The organism is Pseudomonas sp. ML2-2023-3, assembly GCF_037055275.1.
Classification (GTDB): Bacteria; Pseudomonadota; Gammaproteobacteria; order Pseudomonadales; family Pseudomonadaceae; genus Aquipseudomonas.
The window spans coordinates 3,953,384-3,969,396 of sequence record NZ_CP146343.1 but is presented as its reverse complement, the minus strand read 5'-3'; the positions used below and the strand labels follow the sequence as shown (position 1 = coordinate 3,969,396).

General features: G+C 59.7%; 14 protein-coding genes. 10 read left to right on the top strand and 4 right to left on the bottom strand.

All coding sequences use genetic code 11. The features are described 5' to 3' along the window. Window positions 1–29: 29 nt before the first annotated feature. Both V6P94_RS18150 and V6P94_RS18145 read right to left on the bottom strand, forming a co-directional pair. Complete coding sequence (locus V6P94_RS18150) at window positions 30–1,388, bottom strand: glutamine synthetase family protein (RefSeq protein WP_048360915.1); 1,359 nt, start codon at window positions 1,386–1,388, stop codon at window positions 30–32. 130 nt (window positions 1,389–1,518) lie between these two features. Further along, the gene (locus V6P94_RS18145) at window positions 1,519–2,397 is read right to left on the bottom strand and encodes a helix-turn-helix domain-containing protein (RefSeq protein ID WP_219261192.1); all 879 of its coding nucleotides are present in this window, start codon (window positions 2,395–2,397) and stop codon (window positions 1,519–1,521) included. A 170-nt stretch (window positions 2,398–2,567) separates the two neighbouring features. Here V6P94_RS18145 and V6P94_RS18140 point away from each other — a divergent pair, with 170 nt between their 5' ends. Next, window positions 2,568–3,308 carry a FadR/GntR family transcriptional regulator gene (locus V6P94_RS18140; protein ID WP_133077565.1) on the top strand — a complete coding sequence of 247 codons (741 nt, stop codon included), beginning with the start codon at window positions 2,568–2,570 and terminating at the stop codon, window positions 3,306–3,308. A gap of 11 nt (window positions 3,309–3,319) precedes the next feature. Here V6P94_RS18140 and V6P94_RS18135 read toward each other — a convergent pair whose 3' ends face one another. Together V6P94_RS18135 and V6P94_RS18130 are read right to left on the bottom strand one after the other, a co-directional pair. Further along, on the bottom strand, window positions 3,320–4,144 hold the full coding sequence (locus V6P94_RS18135) for an NAD(P)-dependent oxidoreductase (RefSeq protein ID WP_326397730.1): 825 nt from the start codon (window positions 4,142–4,144) through the stop codon (window positions 3,320–3,322). A gap of 87 nt (window positions 4,145–4,231) precedes the next feature. Continuing rightward, window positions 4,232–4,957: an oligogalacturonate-specific porin KdgM family protein gene (locus tag V6P94_RS18130; RefSeq protein ID WP_133077567.1), complete on the bottom strand. Its 726-nt coding sequence runs from the start codon at window positions 4,955–4,957 to the stop codon at window positions 4,232–4,234. Between the two features lie 370 nt (window positions 4,958–5,327). Here V6P94_RS18130 and V6P94_RS18125 point away from each other — a divergent pair, with 370 nt between their 5' ends. From V6P94_RS18125 to V6P94_RS18085, 9 genes are all read left to right on the top strand, one after another. Further along, a complete protein-coding gene (locus V6P94_RS18125; protein WP_338648008.1) occupies window positions 5,328–6,482 on the top strand; it encodes a mandelate racemase family protein in 1,155 nt (384 codons plus the stop codon). A 72-nt stretch (window positions 6,483–6,554) separates the two neighbouring features. Continuing rightward, a complete protein-coding gene (locus V6P94_RS18120) occupies window positions 6,555–8,165 on the top strand; it encodes an ABC transporter substrate-binding protein (RefSeq protein WP_326397732.1) in 1,611 nt (536 codons plus the stop codon). A gap of 63 nt (window positions 8,166–8,228) precedes the next feature. Beyond that, on the top strand, window positions 8,229–9,266 hold the full coding sequence (locus V6P94_RS18115; protein ID WP_019829288.1) for an ABC transporter permease: 1,038 nt from the start codon (window positions 8,229–8,231) through the stop codon (window positions 9,264–9,266). Between the two features lie 44 nt (window positions 9,267–9,310). Next, window positions 9,311–10,921: an ABC transporter substrate-binding protein gene (locus tag V6P94_RS18110; protein WP_326397733.1), complete on the top strand. Its 1,611-nt coding sequence runs from the start codon at window positions 9,311–9,313 to the stop codon at window positions 10,919–10,921. 77 nt (window positions 10,922–10,998) lie between these two features. Beyond that, window positions 10,999–11,916: an ABC transporter permease gene (locus tag V6P94_RS18105; protein ID WP_019829296.1), complete on the top strand. Its 918-nt coding sequence runs from the start codon at window positions 10,999–11,001 to the stop codon at window positions 11,914–11,916. Between the two features lie 26 nt (window positions 11,917–11,942). Beyond that, the gene (locus V6P94_RS18100; protein ID WP_046808990.1) at window positions 11,943–12,782 is read left to right on the top strand and encodes an ABC transporter ATP-binding protein; all 840 of its coding nucleotides are present in this window, start codon (window positions 11,943–11,945) and stop codon (window positions 12,780–12,782) included. Between the two features lie 11 nt (window positions 12,783–12,793). Then, window positions 12,794–13,555: an ABC transporter ATP-binding protein gene (locus V6P94_RS18095; protein ID WP_019829298.1), complete on the top strand. Its 762-nt coding sequence runs from the start codon at window positions 12,794–12,796 to the stop codon at window positions 13,553–13,555. A 41-nt stretch (window positions 13,556–13,596) separates the two neighbouring features. Further along, complete coding sequence (locus tag V6P94_RS18090; RefSeq protein WP_219261196.1) at window positions 13,597–15,417, top strand: glycoside hydrolase family 28 protein; 1,821 nt, start codon at window positions 13,597–13,599, stop codon at window positions 15,415–15,417. An 85-nt stretch (window positions 15,418–15,502) separates the two neighbouring features. Then, window positions 15,503–15,886, top strand: a complete 384-nt coding sequence (locus V6P94_RS18085; protein ID WP_048351613.1) for a RidA family protein — start codon at window positions 15,503–15,505, stop codon at window positions 15,884–15,886. The last annotated feature ends 127 nt before the right edge of the window (window positions 15,887–16,013 follow it).

Genomic DNA, 16,013 nt, shown 5'->3' with positions numbered 1-16,013 from the left:
TGTGAGTCCATTTTGGAAGGCGTTGAGTGCTACACGCTAAACAGCAGGAACTCCCGCTCCCACGAGCTGATGACCTGCTTGTAGTTCTCGTGCTCGACCCGTTTGACGGCCACAAAGCCTTTGGTGAAGCGCTCGCCAAGGTACTTCTTGGCCATATCCGACTGTTCCATGCACTCCAGCGCGGCCTCCAGGGTCAGGGGCAGGCGCAGGTTGCGACGTTCATAGCCACGGCCAACGACCGCCGCGCTCGGTTCAATGCCTTCGACCATCCCGGCGTAACCGCAGAGCAGGCTGGCGGCCAGGGCCAGGTAAGGGTTGGCATCGGCACCGGCCAGTCGGTTTTCAACACGACGGTTTTGCGGATCCGAGTCCGGTACGCGCAGGCCCACGGTGCGGTTTTCTTCGCCCCACTCGACGTTGACCGGGGCCGAGGTGTCGGGAAGGAAACGGCGGAACGAATTCACGTTAGGGGCGAACAGCGGCAGGGTTTCGGGGATGTACTTTTGCAGGCCGCCGATGTGGTGCATAAACAGCTCGCTCATGCTGCCATCGGGGTTGGAGAACACCGACTCGCCTGTCTCCAGGTCCACCACGCTCTGGTGCACGTGCATCGCGCTGCCTGGCTCGCCGGTCATGGGCTTGGCCATGAAGGTTGCGCTCACGTCATGCTTGAGCGCCGCTTCGCGCATGGTGCGCTTGAAAATAATGATCTGGTCAGCCAGGGACAGCGCCGCGCCGTGACGGAAGTTGATCTCCATCTGCGCCGTGCCTTCTTCGTGGATCAGGGTGTCCAGATCCAGCCCCTGGGCTTCGCTCCAGTCGTACATGTCTTCAAACAACGGGTCGAATTCGTTGGTGGCTTCAATCGAATACGACTGGCGCCCGGTTTCCTGGCGGCCGGAGCGCCCCACCGGTGGTTTCAGCGGATAGTCAGGGTCGGGGCTGCGCTGAGTCAGGTAGAACTCCATTTCGGGGGCGACAATCGGTTTCCAGCCGCGCGCCGTGTACAGGCTCAAGACCTTTTTCAGCAGGTTGCGCGGCGACAGTTCAATCGCATTGCCCTGTTTGTCATAGGTGTCGTGAATGACCTGTGCCGTGGGTTCGGTTGCCCAGGGCACGATGAACACTGCGTCCTGATCCGGGCGGCAGTGCATGTCGATATCCGCCGCGTCCAGCAGTTCGTAGTAGATATCGTCTTCTACGTAATCGCCGGTCACTGTCTGCAACAAGACACTCTCTGGCAGGCGCATGCCTTGCTCGTTGAGAAACTTGTTGGTGGGAGAGATTTTGCCCCGGGCGATGCCGCTCAGATCAGAGATCAGGCACTCGACTTCAGTGATTTTGTTTTCTTTGAGCCAATGGCTCAGTCGATCCAGATTGCCTTTCATAACGCCTCTTGCAGGGAAATGCCTGAGCGCCCCCTGGCTGCTCAGTTCCGTGTTGCGAGGTGATAGTGCAATCGTGGGACGGCAGGCTTCTATCCGATTTGCGTTTTAATTCATGCCCTGTTTTGGTGCGCTAGCGGAGGCGCAACAGGGTGCTGCTGGGCAGTTCGCCGAACAGTGTGCGGTAGGTTTCCGAGAACCGGCCCAGGTGCCAGAACGACCAGCGCATGGCGATTTCTGCCACGGTGGTTTGGGCGGGGCAAAGGCGCAGCAAGTCGCGGCGGGCAAAATTCAGTCGGCGCAAACGTTGCCACTGGCTGGGCGAGACGCCGGTAAAGGACGTGAAACTGTGTTGCAACTGGCGCACGGACACCCCGGCGGCATTGGCCAGTTGCAGCACGTTGAAGTGTTCTTGCGGGGCGGTCATGACCAGGTCGAATACGCGCTGGATCAGGCGGCGGTCATGGGCCAGGTGTTTTTGCTGGCTGTGATCGAGGGTCTGGCGCGGGCAGTCGAGGATATACAGGCAGTCGTCGACCAGTTGCTGGGCCAGGCTTTCGTCGGGCAGCGGCGAATCATCGACGGCCAGTTGCTGCAAGGTGCTGCTTAACCAGCGGCCAAAAATGCGGCTTTGCTGGGACACCAGCGGCGTGAGGAACAGGCCGTCGAGGTTGCTCAGGTTTTCCAGTTGCCTGAGGTAGCGGGGGCCGATGACGACCGAGACTTCCTTGTAGTTTTCCGGGGTGATCCAGGTGTTCTGGGTTTCTTCGTTGAGCAGATAGAGCGAGCCGTTTTGCGTGTCAAAACTGAACACCAGCGAGGCGGCGGGTGCATGGAAATGCTGCTCGATGCGAGTGTTCATCTGCTCCTCAAACACCTCGATGCCGTTGAGTTGCAGGTGCACCACCTTGCCCTGGAAATACCCGGCCGACATTTGTTGGTAGTGTTCCTGCCAGCCTGCAATCACCAGTTGCTGATCCACGTCCGCCGTGTTGTGGGATTGAATCTGCATGGCTTGCTTCCTCGTGTTCCTGCTTGGGCAGGTATTGTCAGCAGACCCTATCAGCGGAAAAAAGGCCGCGCAAGACACGGATGGAGCAGGTCTCAGTGCTTAGGCATGTTGTCGTATAACTGCTTGAGCTATGATGGCGGTTCATTCGCCAGCAGAAGTAAAGGCACTTGATGGACAACCCGAACGTCCAACCCCGAGCTCGCCAAAAGCATCGCAGCCTGGCCGAGGATCTGGTTACTGAGCTTTCCCGGCGGATTCGAGAGGGTGAGTTGGCACGTGCTGCAAAACTGCCGACCGAGTCGCAGGTCATGCAGGAACACGGTGTCAGCCGTACAGTGGTGCGCGAGGCTATTTCCCGATTGCAGGCCAGCGGGCTGGTAGAAACCCGGCATGGCATTGGCACCTTTGTGCGGGACATCCCGAGCGCCAGCGGTTTTTATATCGACCCCGACAGCATTGTGACGCTGCACGACGTGCTGGCTGTGCTTGAGTTGCGCATCAGCCTGGAAGTGGAGGCTGCAGGCCTGGCGTGCTCGCGGCGAACGGATCAACAGCTGCAACTGATGCGCGATTCGCTGGATGCCCTGAATTCACCGGCAGTCAGTGTCGATTACGCCGTGTCTGCGGACTTCCAGTTTCACCAGCAGATCGCGTTGGCCACGGGTAATCGTTACTTCACCGACATCATGTTGCACCTGGGGCTCAGCATCATCCCGCGCACCCGGCTGCACTCAACGCGCCATACCAGTGATGCGGGCCCGTATCTGGAGCGGTTGAGCCGCGAGCATGAGGATATTTACAAGGCCATTGTCCGCCGCGACTCCGATGCGGCCCGTGCGGCGATGCGTCTGCACCTCTCCAACAGCCGTGAGCGTATGCGCAAGGCGTATGAGTCAAGCCTGAAGGGATGAGTGCTGGCGCTTCACTCGCCGAAAGGCCCGGCGACCGCAAAGGCCCCGCCCTGATACAGCCGGTTTGGGTCATCAGCCGCCAGTTCGGGCTGTTGTTCGAACTGTGGGCGAAACGGTTCTGAAGTGTCCTGCGGCGCAAAGCCCAGGTGCGAGGCATGGCGGTTGCTCCACCACACATCCCTGTTGTCGGAAACACCGTAGACCACACTGTGGCCGACGTCGTGTGCCAGCAAGGCGCGCTCTACCAGGTGTTCAAGGTCGGAGTAGCTGAGCCAGGTCGACAGCATTCGGGTATTGCGGGGCGCGGTAAACGAAGAACCAATACGCAGGCTCACCGTCTCGATGCCATACCGGTGCAAGTAGAAGGTTGCCATGTCTTCGCCGTAAGACTTGGACAGCGCGTAATAGCCGTCGGGACGGCGTTGGGAGTGGGCATCCAGCGGCGTGTCCTGGGGATAGAAACCCGTCACGTGGTTGGAGCTGGCAAAGACGATCCGCTTGATCCCGTGGATGCGTGCGGCCTCGTAAATGTGAAAGGTGCCGCGAATATTGGCCTCGAGAATTTCTTCAAAGGGGCGTTCGACTGAAATCCCGCCCAAATGAACAATCGTGTCGACATCCTTGGCAAGCGCCGTAATGGCGGCCTTGTCGGCCAGGTTGCAGGTGATGACTTCCTCATGTTCACCACGGCTAGGCGCCATTGGGCTGATGTCCGAGAGGCGAACGGTGGTGGCGTGGGCCTGCAAGGTGTCCCTGAGTATCTGGCCCAGGCCACCCGCGGCACCGGTCAGCAAAATACGGTTGAAGGGTTTATTCGAAGCAAGCGGTGTTGTCATGGTCAGGTCATCCATCGATGGGTATTCAGGTCTGGGTAACAGGGGCTTGCCTGGCGCACGATGCGCGAACGCCAGGCCTGCCTGGCATTACATGAAGTTGTATTGGACCCCAAGACGCCAGCGCGCCTGACGGTCGTCGGAAGTTGAGCTGACCTTGACGTCACCCACCTCCATGAACGGCGCCCACTGCTTGTTGATCTTGTATTTGACGATCAGGTTCTGCTCGTAATCGCTCTTCTCGTTGTCGTAGCGGATGTAGTTGGTCTTGAAGTAGATGGCCTGGTACTCAAGCGCCCACTTGCTGGCCGGGGTGTAGCCCAGCCAGCCTTCGATACGGTGGGTGTCCTGGTTGTCCTTGAGGTTGTCGGGCATGTCGCTGTTGACCTGATCACGGTCCAGTTTCTTCATGTCGATGCGATAGCGCGTCGCGACGTAGAAGGTGTCGTTGATTTTGTAGTTGTACTTGAGGCCGAACTTGTAAGAGGTCGAGTCCTTCGAACTGTCCATCTGGAAAGCCGGTGTCAGCGTCGATTGCGGGCTCAACTTGTAGTTGTAGCTGACGGTGAACTCATGGCCGTTGTTGACCATGTTGTCGTAGGCGACGTCTTTGCGATCGCCAGCCGTGCGGTATTTCATTTCTGCTTCAAAGCCCAGACCACTGTCCATGCGGTAGCCCAGCTTGATTCTGTCGGCGTGGGCGCTGTCTTCCTCAGTCATCTGGTGCCGGTAATTGATGCTGGCGGAATCGGCACTGACGTAGAAGGGCAGGCACAGGGTCGCGACGGTAACGAGCGTACGTAGAGGGTTGTTCATACGGCCTTCTTTTATTGTTTTTTTTGGGGTTCGTTTGAAACGGCTACTACCAATCAGTTGCTACGGCTGGATCAAATTTTGCGCGCCGACATACGTTATCGTACGACATGTAACGAGTCTATGGCTTATAGGTGCTTTGGTAACATCTTGTTACATATGTCGGCGTTTTACGCAGCCTTCATGCTGGATGAGTTATCTCGATGTTGTCCTTTAAGCCCCAGCAAATTGGGGCTTTCGTGCGATTTTCAGGGGCGGCGTGCATTTTTAAAGGATGTTTATCAGTGTCTTTTCAATCGTTATACGATGACTTATGATCATTTCGACAGGCGATTGCTCTGATACACACCAAATAAAAAGGCGAACCACGTCCATGAGAATTACCGCAGTCAACATCCAGGTTTTTTCCTATCCCACTCGCCGCGCTGTGGACAGCGCCGGCCATGCCCATCCCGGTGATGTCGCCCAGGCCCAAATGGCGCTGCTGCGGATCCAGACCGAAGACGGCAACGAGGGGTATGCCTTCGGTGCTCCCGAATTGATCAGGCCGTATGTGCTCGATGGCTTTGTGCGCAAAGTGCTGGTGGGGCAAAACGCATTTGATCGCGAAAAGATCTGGCATGAGCTGGCGCACTGGCAACGTGGCAGCGCCAGCCAGTTGACCGACCGCGCACTGGCACTGGTCGAGCAGGCGTTGTGGGATTGGGCAGGCCGCAAGCTGGGCGTGCCGGTGCACAAACTCATTGGTGGTTTCCGCGACAAGGTGCCTGCGTATGGCTCAACCATGTGCGGTGATGAATTACCGGGTGGTCTGGCGACGCCAGAAGATTACGGCCGGTTTGCCCAGACGCTGGTCGAGCGTGGCTACAAGGCGATCAAGCTGCACACCTGGATGCCGCCGGTGTCCTTCGCCCCGAGCCCGAGTATGGATGTCAAAGCCTGCGCCGCCGTGCGTGAGGCAGTGGGGCCGGACATCGCCCTGATGCTCGATGGTTATCACTGGTACAGCCGCACTGACGCGCTGTACATCGGCCGCGAACTGGAAAAACTGAATTTCGCCTGGTTTGAAGAACCCATGATGGAAGACTCGGCAGAGTCCTACGCCTGGTTGGCGGGGCAATTGGATATTCCGGTGCTGGGCCCGGAAAGCCTGGGCGGCAAGCACCTGAGTCGTGCCAGTTGGGTCAAGAACGACGTGTGCGATATTTTGCGCGCAGGCGTGGCCGGGGTCGGTGGTATTGCGCCGTGCCTGAAGGTTGCGCACATGGCGGAGTCGTTCGGCATGGATTGCGAGATCCACGGCAACGGTGCCGCCAACCTGGCGGTGGTCGGGGCCATCAAGAACTGCACCTGGTATGAGCGCGGGTTGCTGCACCCGTACCTGGATTACGACGAAGTGCCCGCGTATCTCAAGCGCCTGGTGGATCCGATGGACAGCGATGGCTTTGTTCATCTCTCCGATTTGCCAGGGCTGGGCGAAGAAATCGATTTCGATTTCATCGAGACCCACACGCTCAAAAGCTTCTGATGTGTACCCGGCTAACCCGGTGAAAACCGGGTTGTCCGAGCGCCCTATAACTATAAGAAAGGCACTCTCACCATGAGCATTTCCCCTTTGCTTTGGGCGCGGGTATTGGCGATGGCCCTGGCGGTCACTGCAGTACCTGTGACTTATGCCAAGACCCCGGCCGACCAGCTGATTGTCGGCATGAGCATGATCAACCTGTTGTCCCTGGATCCGGCGGCAGCCACTGGCCTGGATGTGTCGGAGATCAATGCCAATCTCTACGACATGCTGCTGGTGCAGGACGTGGCACAGCCCGATCGCCTGTTGCCCGCGCTGGCGGAACGCTGGCAGGTCAGCGATGACCGCAAGACCCTGACCTTTAACCTGCGCCCCGATGTGAAGTTCCAGTCGGGCAATCCTTTAAGCAGCGAGGATGTTGTGTGGTCGCTGCAGCGGGTACTCAAACTCAATCTGGCCCTGGCCTCGACCTGGAAGGCATACGGTTTCAGTGCCGACAACGTTGACCGCCTGATCCGCGCCACTGACCCCAACACCGTTGTGATTGAACTGGCGCGGCCTACCGACCCGATGCTGGTGCTCAACACGCTGGCGACGTCTCCCAGCGCCTTTATCCTGGACCGTAAAAAAGTCCTGGAGCACGAAAAGAACAATGATATGGGCGCCGCCTGGCTGGTGACCCACGCAGCTGGCAGCGGAGCCTTCGTGCTCAACGACTGGCGCGCCAATGACGTGATTCTGATGACCCGTTTCGATGGCTATTGGGGTGGCCCGGCCAAGCTCAAGCGTATCGTCATGCGCAACATGACCGAGTCGCAGTCCTTGCGGCTGATGATCGAGCGCGGTGATCTGGATATCGCCAAAGGCATGTCTGCCCCGGATATCCAGGCCCTGCAAAAAAACCCCAATATTCGTACCCAGAGCCTGCAGCGCGGCACGCTTTACTACGTGGCCTTGAGCGTGAAGCAGCCGATGTTTGCCGATGCCCGGGTTCGCCAGGCCGTGCGTTCGCTGATCGATTATCAGGGCATCAACCAGACCGTGATGCCGCACTACGGCGTGATCAATCAGCGGCCTTTGCCCTTGGGGCTTCCCGCACGGCTGCCCGATCCGGGCTACCGGTTGAACGTCGAGCAAGCCAGGAAACTCTTGGCCGAAGCGGGCTATCCCAACGGCTTCAAGACCTCTATCCGGGTACTGACCGAGCCGCCGTTTATCAACATCGCCTCCAGCCTTCAATCGACACTGGCCCAGGCCGGGATCGAGGCCAGCATCATCACCGGCACCGGCAACCAGGTTTATGGCGCCATGCGCGACAGGTCCTTTGACATCATCGTCGGCCGTGGCGGCGGCGGTGCTGAACGCCATCCCCATTCCAGCCTGCGCACGCTGGTCTACAACCCCGACAACCGCGATGAAGCCAAGCTCAGCAACTTCCAGGGCTGGCGTACATCGTTCTACAGCCCTGAACTGAACACCCTGATCGAAAGCGCCGAAGTGGAGCCCGATGCCGCCAGGCAACTGGCTCAGTACCGCGAGATTCAGGAGCAGCTCGACCAGCAGGTCGGCGCCATCCTGCCTGTCTCGCAGATGACTGACACGGTGCTGGTGTACGGCGATGTGGTTGATTTCCAGGGCCATACGGCGGCGACCACGCGCTACAAAGACGTCTACAAAAATCGCTGAAAGTGGCGCGGGTAAACGCCCGCGTCCTTGGTGCACCGGTGCCCGATAGATCAGGAGTTCACTATGTTTGTTTCGACAGCCTCTGTGTTGGGAGCACGTACTTCCAACGCCGCCCGGCGGGTCAGCACGGTCCTGGTGACCTTGCTCGGCCTGCTGGCTCTGACGTTCGTCATTGGCCGGGTCATGCCGCTGGACCCGGTCCTGGCGGTGGTCGGGCCGGACGCGGACAGTTCCACCTATGACCAGGTCTACCGGGCAATGGGCCTGGACAAGCCGATCTGGACCCAGTTCGGCCTGTACCTCAATGACCTGCTGCACGGCAATTTCGGTAACGCGCTGTTAACCGGTCATCCGGTGCTTGAAGACATCCTGCGGGTCTTCCCGGCAACCATCGAACTGGCAACGCTGGCGATCCTGTTCGGGGTCCTGATCGGGTTGCCGCTGGGGGTCTGCGCTGCCAGTAACCAGGGGCGCATGGGGGACCATATTGCCCGGGTCATCACACTGTTCGGTTACTCCACGCCGATCTTCTGGCTGGGCATGATGGGCCTCCTGGTGTTCTACGCCTGGCTTGGATGGGCGGGTGGGGCAGGGCGCATCGACCTGGCCTACGACGGCATGGTGCCTGAAGTGACCGGGCTGTTGCTGATCGACACCAGCCTGGCCCGGGACTGGGATGCGTTTGCCAGCGCCATGCGCCACATCCTGTTGCCTGCACTGATCCTGGGCCTCAACTCGGTGGCCTACATCAGCCGCATGACACGCAGCTTCATGCTCGAACAGCTCTCCCAGGAATACATCATTACGGCGCGGGTCAAGGGTCTGTCCCGGCGCCAGGTGGTCTGGGGGCATGCCTTTCGCAACATCCTGGTGCAACTGCTGACGGTCGTGGCCCTGGCTTACGGCTCGCTGCTTGAAGGCGCGGTATTGATCGAGATGGTGTTTGCCTGGCCCGGTTTCGGCCAGTACCTGACCAGCAGCCTGATGCTCGGCGACATGAATGCCGTGATGGGATGTGTACTGGTGATCGGCTTGATCTTCGTCGCGCTCAACCTGATCAGTGATGCCTTGTACAAGGTGTTTGATCCGCGCACCCGCTAATCCGACGTCAGCCCCTTAATAACTATAAGAAGAAGGAATTTTGAATGAAGACTGCATTTTCGACAGTGCATATGAGTCTGCTGGCGGCTGTTCTGGCGTTGGGCGCGACGGGCGCGGTCAATGCCAAAACCCCGGCCGACCAGCTGATTGTGGGCATGAGCATGGTCAATCTGTTCTCCATCGATCCGGCCAATGCGCCCGGCCTTGACGCCTCGGGCGTCAATGCCAACCTCTACGACACCCTGATCAAGCGTGACCAGGGCAACCCCGAGCGTCACGTGCCGCAATTGGCCGAGCGCTGGGAGGTCAGTGAAGATGGCAAGCAGGTGACCTTTCATTTGCGTCAGGACGTGAAGTTCCACTCCGGCAATCCCCTGACCGCCGAAGATGTGGCCTGGTCGCTGTACCGGGTGATGAAACTCAACTTTGGCCTGGCCACGACCTGGAAGGCTTACGGCTACAACGTCGACAACATCCAGTCGCTGATCCGTGCCACGGATGCCCACACCCTGGTCATTGATCTGCCGCAGGTCATGGACCCGCAACTGCTGGTGGACTCCCTGGCGATCTCGCCCAGTGCCGTGGTGGTGGACCGCGTGACTGCCCTGGCCCATGAAAAGAACGGTGATCTGGGCGCAGGCTGGCTGGTGACCAACGAAGCGGGCAGCGGGCCTTTCGTGCTGACCAAGTGGAGCGCCAATGACTCCCTGTTGTTGACCCGCTTCGATGGTTACTGGGGTGGCGCGGCCAAGCTCAAGCGTGTGGTGGTGCGGCACATGACCGAGTCCCAGTCCTTGCGCCTGATGCTTGAGCGTGGGGATCTGGACCTGGCCTACGGCATGGCGGCGCCGGACATTCGCGCCATCGACGGTTCACCGAAGCTTCAGGTGCAATCGTTACCCCGGGGCACCATGTACTACGTGGCCATGAGCATGAAGCAGCCCGAGTTTGCCAAACCCAAGGTCCGCGAAGCGGTGCGCAACCTCATCGACTACAAGGGCCTGGATGAGCAGGTGATGCCTTACTACGGCAAGCTCAACCAGCAACCGATGCAACTGAGCCTGGAAGCACGCTTGCCGGATCCGGGGTATCACATGGACGTGGCGGCGGCGAAAAAACTGCTGGCCGAAGCCGGGTATCCCCAGGGTTTCACCACCACGATCCGCACCTTGTCCGAGCCACCCTTTATTGACATCGCTGCGCGCCTGCAATCAACCCTGGCCGAAGGCGGGATCAACGCCAGCATCGTCACCGGTACGGGCAACCAGGTGTATGGCGCGATGCGTGCGCGCAACTTCGACATCATCGTCGCCCGTGGCGCCGAGCGTTACCCGCATCCGTACTTCAGCTTGCGCACCTTCGTCTACAACCCCGACAACAGCGATGACGCAGGCTTGCCGAATTTCCAGGGCTGGCGTGCTTCGTTTTTCAGCCCGCAGATCAATGGCCTGATCGACAAGGCCGGGGTGGAGCGTGACGCCAGCCAGCGGGTGAGCCTGTACCACCAGGCGCAGAACCTCTACGACCAGGAAGTGGGCCCGATCATGATGATTTCGCAGATGACCGACACCGTCGTGAGCGCTTCCGATATCAAGGGGTTTACGGGTGATGACGCTGAGGCCACCCGTTATCTGGGGGTCTACAAGGAACGCTGAGTGTTCACCCGCGAAGTGCTGCCGGACGCGCCTGCGGGCGTATCCGGTGAACCTGATTTCAATCCGAGAACATGCCGATGATTCCCACCATGTCTTCTACCGATTCCAGCCTCAAACAGCCGTTGCACCATGCTCCGGCATCCAGCTTCGATGCCCTGTGCAAGAACGGTCTGCGGGTGCTGCGGCATCTGCTGCGCAACCCCATGACACTGGCCGGGCTGCTGGTCGCACTCTTGCTGATTGTGGTGGCGACGTTCGCACCCTGGATTGCCACCCATGACCCCGTCGCGCAGAACCTGGCCGACGCCCTGCAGCCGCCGGGTGCCGCCCACTGGTTCGGCACCGATGAATACGGCCGCGATGTGTTCAGCCGGCTGGTCTACGGTTCGCGCATCACCCTGTACATCATCACCCTGGTGACGGTGATCGTCGGGCCCATCGGCCTGTTTATCGGCACCGTCTCCGGTTATTTCGGCGGCATCGTCGACACGGTGTTCATGCGCCTGACCGATATATTCATCTCCTTTCCAAGCCTGGTACTGGCACTGGCCTTTATCGCGGCACTGGGCCCTGGCCTGGAGCATGCGGTGGTCGCTATTGCACTGACATCCTGGCCGCCTATCGCACGACTGGCGCGGGCCGAAACCCTGTCCCTGCGCAAGGCCGACTTTGTGGTCGCTGTCGAGCTGCAAGGCGCTTCGCCTGCGCGGATCATCCTGCGTCACATCGTGCCGATGTGCCTGTCGTCGGTGATCATCCGCCTGACCATGAACATGGCCGGGATCATCCTCACGGCCGCCGCCCTGGGCTTCCTTGGGCTTGGGGCCCAGGCGCCGTCGCCGGAGTGGGGCGCGATGATCTCCACGGGTCGGCGCTACATGCTCGAGTGCTGGTGGCTGGTCGCTGTTCCAGGGGCCGCGATCATGCTGGTCAGCCTGGCATTCAACCTGTTGGGCGATGGCCTGCGGGACATTCTCGATCCGCGTAGCGAGTAACTGGAGGCCCTATGTCTGCGAATACCGTGTCCACCCATAAACTGGTCGTCGAAGGGCTCAATGTGCGCTTCGTCAACGGCCAGAAAGAAACCCATGCCGTGCGCGATGTGTCCTTCACCCTGGGTCGGGAAAAGCTGGCCATTGTCGGCGAGTCCGGTTCGGGCAAGTCGACGGTCGGGCGCAGCCTGCTCAAGTTGCACCCGAGCAGCACCCGGATCACCGCCAACACCCTGCAATTCTGCGAAGTCGATCTGCTCAGTGCCAGTGAAAAGGCCATGCAGAAGATTCGCGGGCAGCGCATTTCCATGGTCATGCAAGACCCCAAGTACTCGTTGAACCCGGTGGTCAAAGTCGGCGACCAGATCGCTGAAGCCTACCTGGCCCATCACAAGGCCAGCCGCAGCGAGGCCCGGGAACGGGTCATGGAAATGCTCGAAAAAGTGCATATCCGTGATCCAAAAAGGGTCTACGGCCTGTACCCCCACGAAGTGTCCGGGGGCATGGGGCAACGCATCATGATCGCGATGATGGTCATCACGCGACCGGAAGTGATCATCGCCGACGAGCCGACTTCCGCCCTTGATGTTTCCGTTCGCCAGCAGGTACTCAGCGTGCTCGAGGAGTTGGTCGAGGAGCAGGAGATGGGACTGATCTTTGTCAGCCACGACCTGAATCTGGTGCGCAACTACTGCGACCGTGTGCTGGTGATGTATGCCGGGCGGGTGGTGGAGTCTCTTGCTGCCTGCGACCTGCAAAATGCCCAGCACCCCTATACCCGTGGCCTGCTGGCTGCGCTGCCCAGTATGGATAATCGCCGTGTGCGCCTGCCGGTGCTGCAGCGTGACCCGCTTTGGCTGACCCACTGAGGAAACCCGTCATGTCCATGATTCAAGCCCGTTCGCTGAACCTGAGCTTTGGTGCAGGCGCGGCTCATAACCACGTGTTGCAGGATGTCAATCTGAGTGTCGCCGATGGCGAATCCTTTGGTCTGGTGGGGGAGTCCGGCTCGGGCAAGACCACGGTCCTGCGCTGCCTGGCCGGCCAGTACCGGCACTGGAGTGGCGAGCTGAGCATTGCTGGCGTGCCGTTGCAGCACAAACTGTCCAAGGAGCATTTTCGCAAGGTGCAGATGGTCTTCCAGGACCCCTACGGCTCCCTGCATCCGCGCCACACCATTGACACCGCCCTGCGCGAGCCGCTGATCATTCACGGGGTAGGGGACAAGGATGACCGGATCAATGAAATCCTGCTCAAGGTCGGTCTGAATGACAGTTTCCGTTATCGCTATCCCCATCAACTGTCCGGTGGTCAGCGTCAGCGGGTGGCCATTGCCCGGGCCCTGATTCTGGAGCCACGGGTGCTGCTGCTGGATGAGCCGACCTCGGCCCTGGATGTTTCGGTGCAAGCCGAAATCCTCAACCTGCTCACGGACCTGCGTGAGCGGGAAAAGCTCACGTACTTGATGGTGACTCACGACCTGGGGGTGGTGACGCACCTGTGTGATCGTGTGGCCGTGATGCAGCAGGGCAAAATCGTTGAACTGCTGGACAGCAAGGCCCTGAGTCAGGACTCGGCGGTCCACGCCTATACCCAAATGCTGGTGCAGGCCAGTCGCGATTTCAGCCAGGCATCGGCTTAAACGGCTCTGGCGTGACGATTCACAACAATAAGGAAGACAATATGTTGGATCAAAACACGACGACTGCTTTACCCAGGCGGGTGCTGACCCGGTCGGCGGTGGCCACCCTGGCGCTGGGGTTCAGCCTGCCGCTGTGGGCCGCGTTGCAGGCGCCACTGAAGGTGCAAGTGCCGACCCTGGCCTTTGATGATCAGGAGATCATTCTGGTCTGGGAAAAACCGGCAGACCATGCTGCGGTCAAGGATTACCGGGTTTACGCCAACGGCGTGCTGCTGGGCAGCAGTAACGCCAACAATGACCGGGTGTCGCCCGCCAAGCCTTACATCAACCGCTTCTACGAGCAGGACAAGGCCAACTTTCACCACCGCATCGGCATCCACAGCTACACCGCACAGGGCCTCAAGCCGGACACCCCGTACCGTTTTACCGTGCGTTCGGTAGGGGCTGATGGCCAGGAATCGGTCGACAGCCCGGCCGTGGAGCAACGCACCACCCCTGTGCCTGCGGTCTTTGACGTCATGCAGTACGGCGCCAGGGGTGACGGCAGCAGCCTCGATACACAAGCCATCCAGAGCGCCATCGACGCCTGTACCGTCGGCTGCAAAGTGCTGCTGCCCAAGGGCATCTACAAAAGCGGGGCGCTTTACCTCAAGAGCAACATGACCCTGCAAATGGCTGAAGGCGCCACGTTGCTGGGCTCCGAGCGGGCCGAAGACTATCCGCTGGCGGGTTATATCCAGTATCCGTATTCCACCACTGTGCGGCCGGCGTCCTTGATCAACGCGTTGCCCAGAGATCCGAAGCAGCACCAGCGCTTCGAAAATATTCGCATCGTCGGCCCGGGCACCATTGACGGCAATGGCTGGAAGCGCCAGGCCGATGTGCAGGACGAGACGGGTCAGGCGCTGCCGTTCTACCTGCCCAGCGATAACACCCGCTACATGCTGGACGGCGTTTTGGCCAAGGCCCAGGTGGAGCAAGCCGTTGCCCGCGGCATGAACGTCAAGGATGCGTATGGGCAGATGCGCTCCTCATTGATCACCTTGCGTGACGTGAAGAATGTGTTTTATGGCGGCTTCACCGTGCTCAATCCGGCCTACCACGGGATCATGAACCTGGAGACCGAAAACGTGGTGCTGGCCAACACCACGCACAAGACCTACGACGCCAACAATGGCGATGGCATCGAGTTTGCGAACAGCAAGGGCGCCATGGTGTTCAACAACTTTTTCGACACCGGTGATGACTGCGTCAACTTCGCCGCGGGCACCGGGGCCGATGCGGTGCATCAGAAGCCCCAGGAAGATGCCTGGATCTTCAACAACTTCTTCCGCAAGGGCCACGGCATGGTCGTTGCGGGCAGCCATACCGGCGCCTGGATTCAAAACATCCTTGCAGAAGACAACGTCTCGGACGGCACCGATGCGGGGCTGCGCATGAAGAGCACCAACTTCATGGATGGCGGTGCGCGCAACGTCACCTTCCGCGATTCTGCGATTCGCAACACCGTCAAGCAGGCGTTTATTTTCACCCTCGACTACAACGACCCGAATGCCAAGCTCGACTACCGGCGCTCGACGGTGCCGGGGCAGTTCCGGGATATTCGCGTCACCGACGTGAGTGTCGAGAACGCCCGGGGAGCGGCTATCGAGGTCAAGGGCGACAGTAAAAACAACGCTTACCACCAAGGGTTGGTCTTCGAGCGAGTGCGTTTCAGCGGCCCGGCCAAAGCGCGGATTGACGGCTTGAAAGACTCGCAGTTTGCAGAGGTGGTGTTTACCGATACGGGCGGGACCAATCCCTGGCAAGTGAGCGACAGCCAGGGGTTGAGCTTCAAGGGTGTGGAGCCCGGGCCGTTGTAGCGTCGGGGGAGTGTGATCCTGGCAAGGGTTGTCGGCGGTGCTGGCACACGCGACAATCCTTGTTTGACTCAAACAAGAGACTCCCATGAGTAATCACGACCTGACGTTTGTTCCCGATCCTGATGCTGACTCCATCTCATCGGATGTTGCCGGTTTCGGCGGCATCCTGATGTCCACCCAGATCCCGACCCGTGCTGACGGCAGCCTTGAGCTGGGCGGGATTGTCGAGCAGAGCGAATGCACGCTGCAGGCGCTCAAGGTAGCGCTGGAGAAGGCGGGCAGTTCGATGGACCGGGTGTTGCACCTGACTATCTACCTGACCGACATGGCTGATCGTGCAGCGTTTAACGAAGTGTACAAACGGTTTTTTGCCAAGCCGTGGCCGGTGCGTGCGGCGGTGGGAGTGGCCTCGTTGGCGGTTGAAGGGATGCGGGTAGAAGTGACGGCGATGGCTGCGAAGCAGTCGTAAGATCAGCGTTCACGGTTAACCAGGCATACTGCGTGTACCGGATTTGCGACCGCTTCGCGATCGATCGCAGCCTCGTTCTACTCGTCAGCGACTACAAGAGGTAGGTGGCGAACTGTAGTCGCTGACG

What these genes read in the sequence shown, in the direction of transcription:
- V6P94_RS18150 (WP_048360915.1), bottom strand. Translation starts at nt 1,388, where the DNA reads ATGAAAGGCAATCTGGATCGACTGAGCCATTGGCTCAAAGAAAACAAA.
- V6P94_RS18145 (WP_219261192.1), bottom strand. Translation starts at nt 2,397, where the DNA reads ATGCAGATTCAATCCCACAACACGGCGGACGTGGATCAGCAACTGGTG.
- V6P94_RS18140 (WP_133077565.1), top strand. Translation starts at nt 2,568, where the DNA reads ATGGACAACCCGAACGTCCAACCCCGAGCTCGCCAAAAGCATCGCAGC.
- V6P94_RS18135 (WP_326397730.1), bottom strand. Translation starts at nt 4,144, where the DNA reads ATGACAACACCGCTTGCTTCGAATAAACCCTTCAACCGTATTTTGCTG.
- V6P94_RS18130 (WP_133077567.1), bottom strand. Translation starts at nt 4,957, where the DNA reads ATGAACAACCCTCTACGTACGCTCGTTACCGTCGCGACCCTGTGCCTG.
- V6P94_RS18125 (WP_338648008.1), top strand. Translation starts at nt 5,328, where the DNA reads ATGAGAATTACCGCAGTCAACATCCAGGTTTTTTCCTATCCCACTCGC.
- V6P94_RS18120 (WP_326397732.1), top strand. Translation starts at nt 6,555, where the DNA reads ATGAGCATTTCCCCTTTGCTTTGGGCGCGGGTATTGGCGATGGCCCTG.
- V6P94_RS18115 (WP_019829288.1), top strand. Translation starts at nt 8,229, where the DNA reads ATGTTTGTTTCGACAGCCTCTGTGTTGGGAGCACGTACTTCCAACGCC.
- V6P94_RS18110 (WP_326397733.1), top strand. Translation starts at nt 9,311, where the DNA reads ATGAAGACTGCATTTTCGACAGTGCATATGAGTCTGCTGGCGGCTGTT.
- V6P94_RS18105 (WP_019829296.1), top strand. Translation starts at nt 10,999, where the DNA reads ATGATTCCCACCATGTCTTCTACCGATTCCAGCCTCAAACAGCCGTTG.
- V6P94_RS18095 (WP_019829298.1), top strand. Translation starts at nt 12,794, where the DNA reads ATGTCCATGATTCAAGCCCGTTCGCTGAACCTGAGCTTTGGTGCAGGC.
- V6P94_RS18090 (WP_219261196.1), top strand. Translation starts at nt 13,597, where the DNA reads ATGTTGGATCAAAACACGACGACTGCTTTACCCAGGCGGGTGCTGACC.
- V6P94_RS18085 (WP_048351613.1), top strand. Translation starts at nt 15,503, where the DNA reads ATGAGTAATCACGACCTGACGTTTGTTCCCGATCCTGATGCTGACTCC.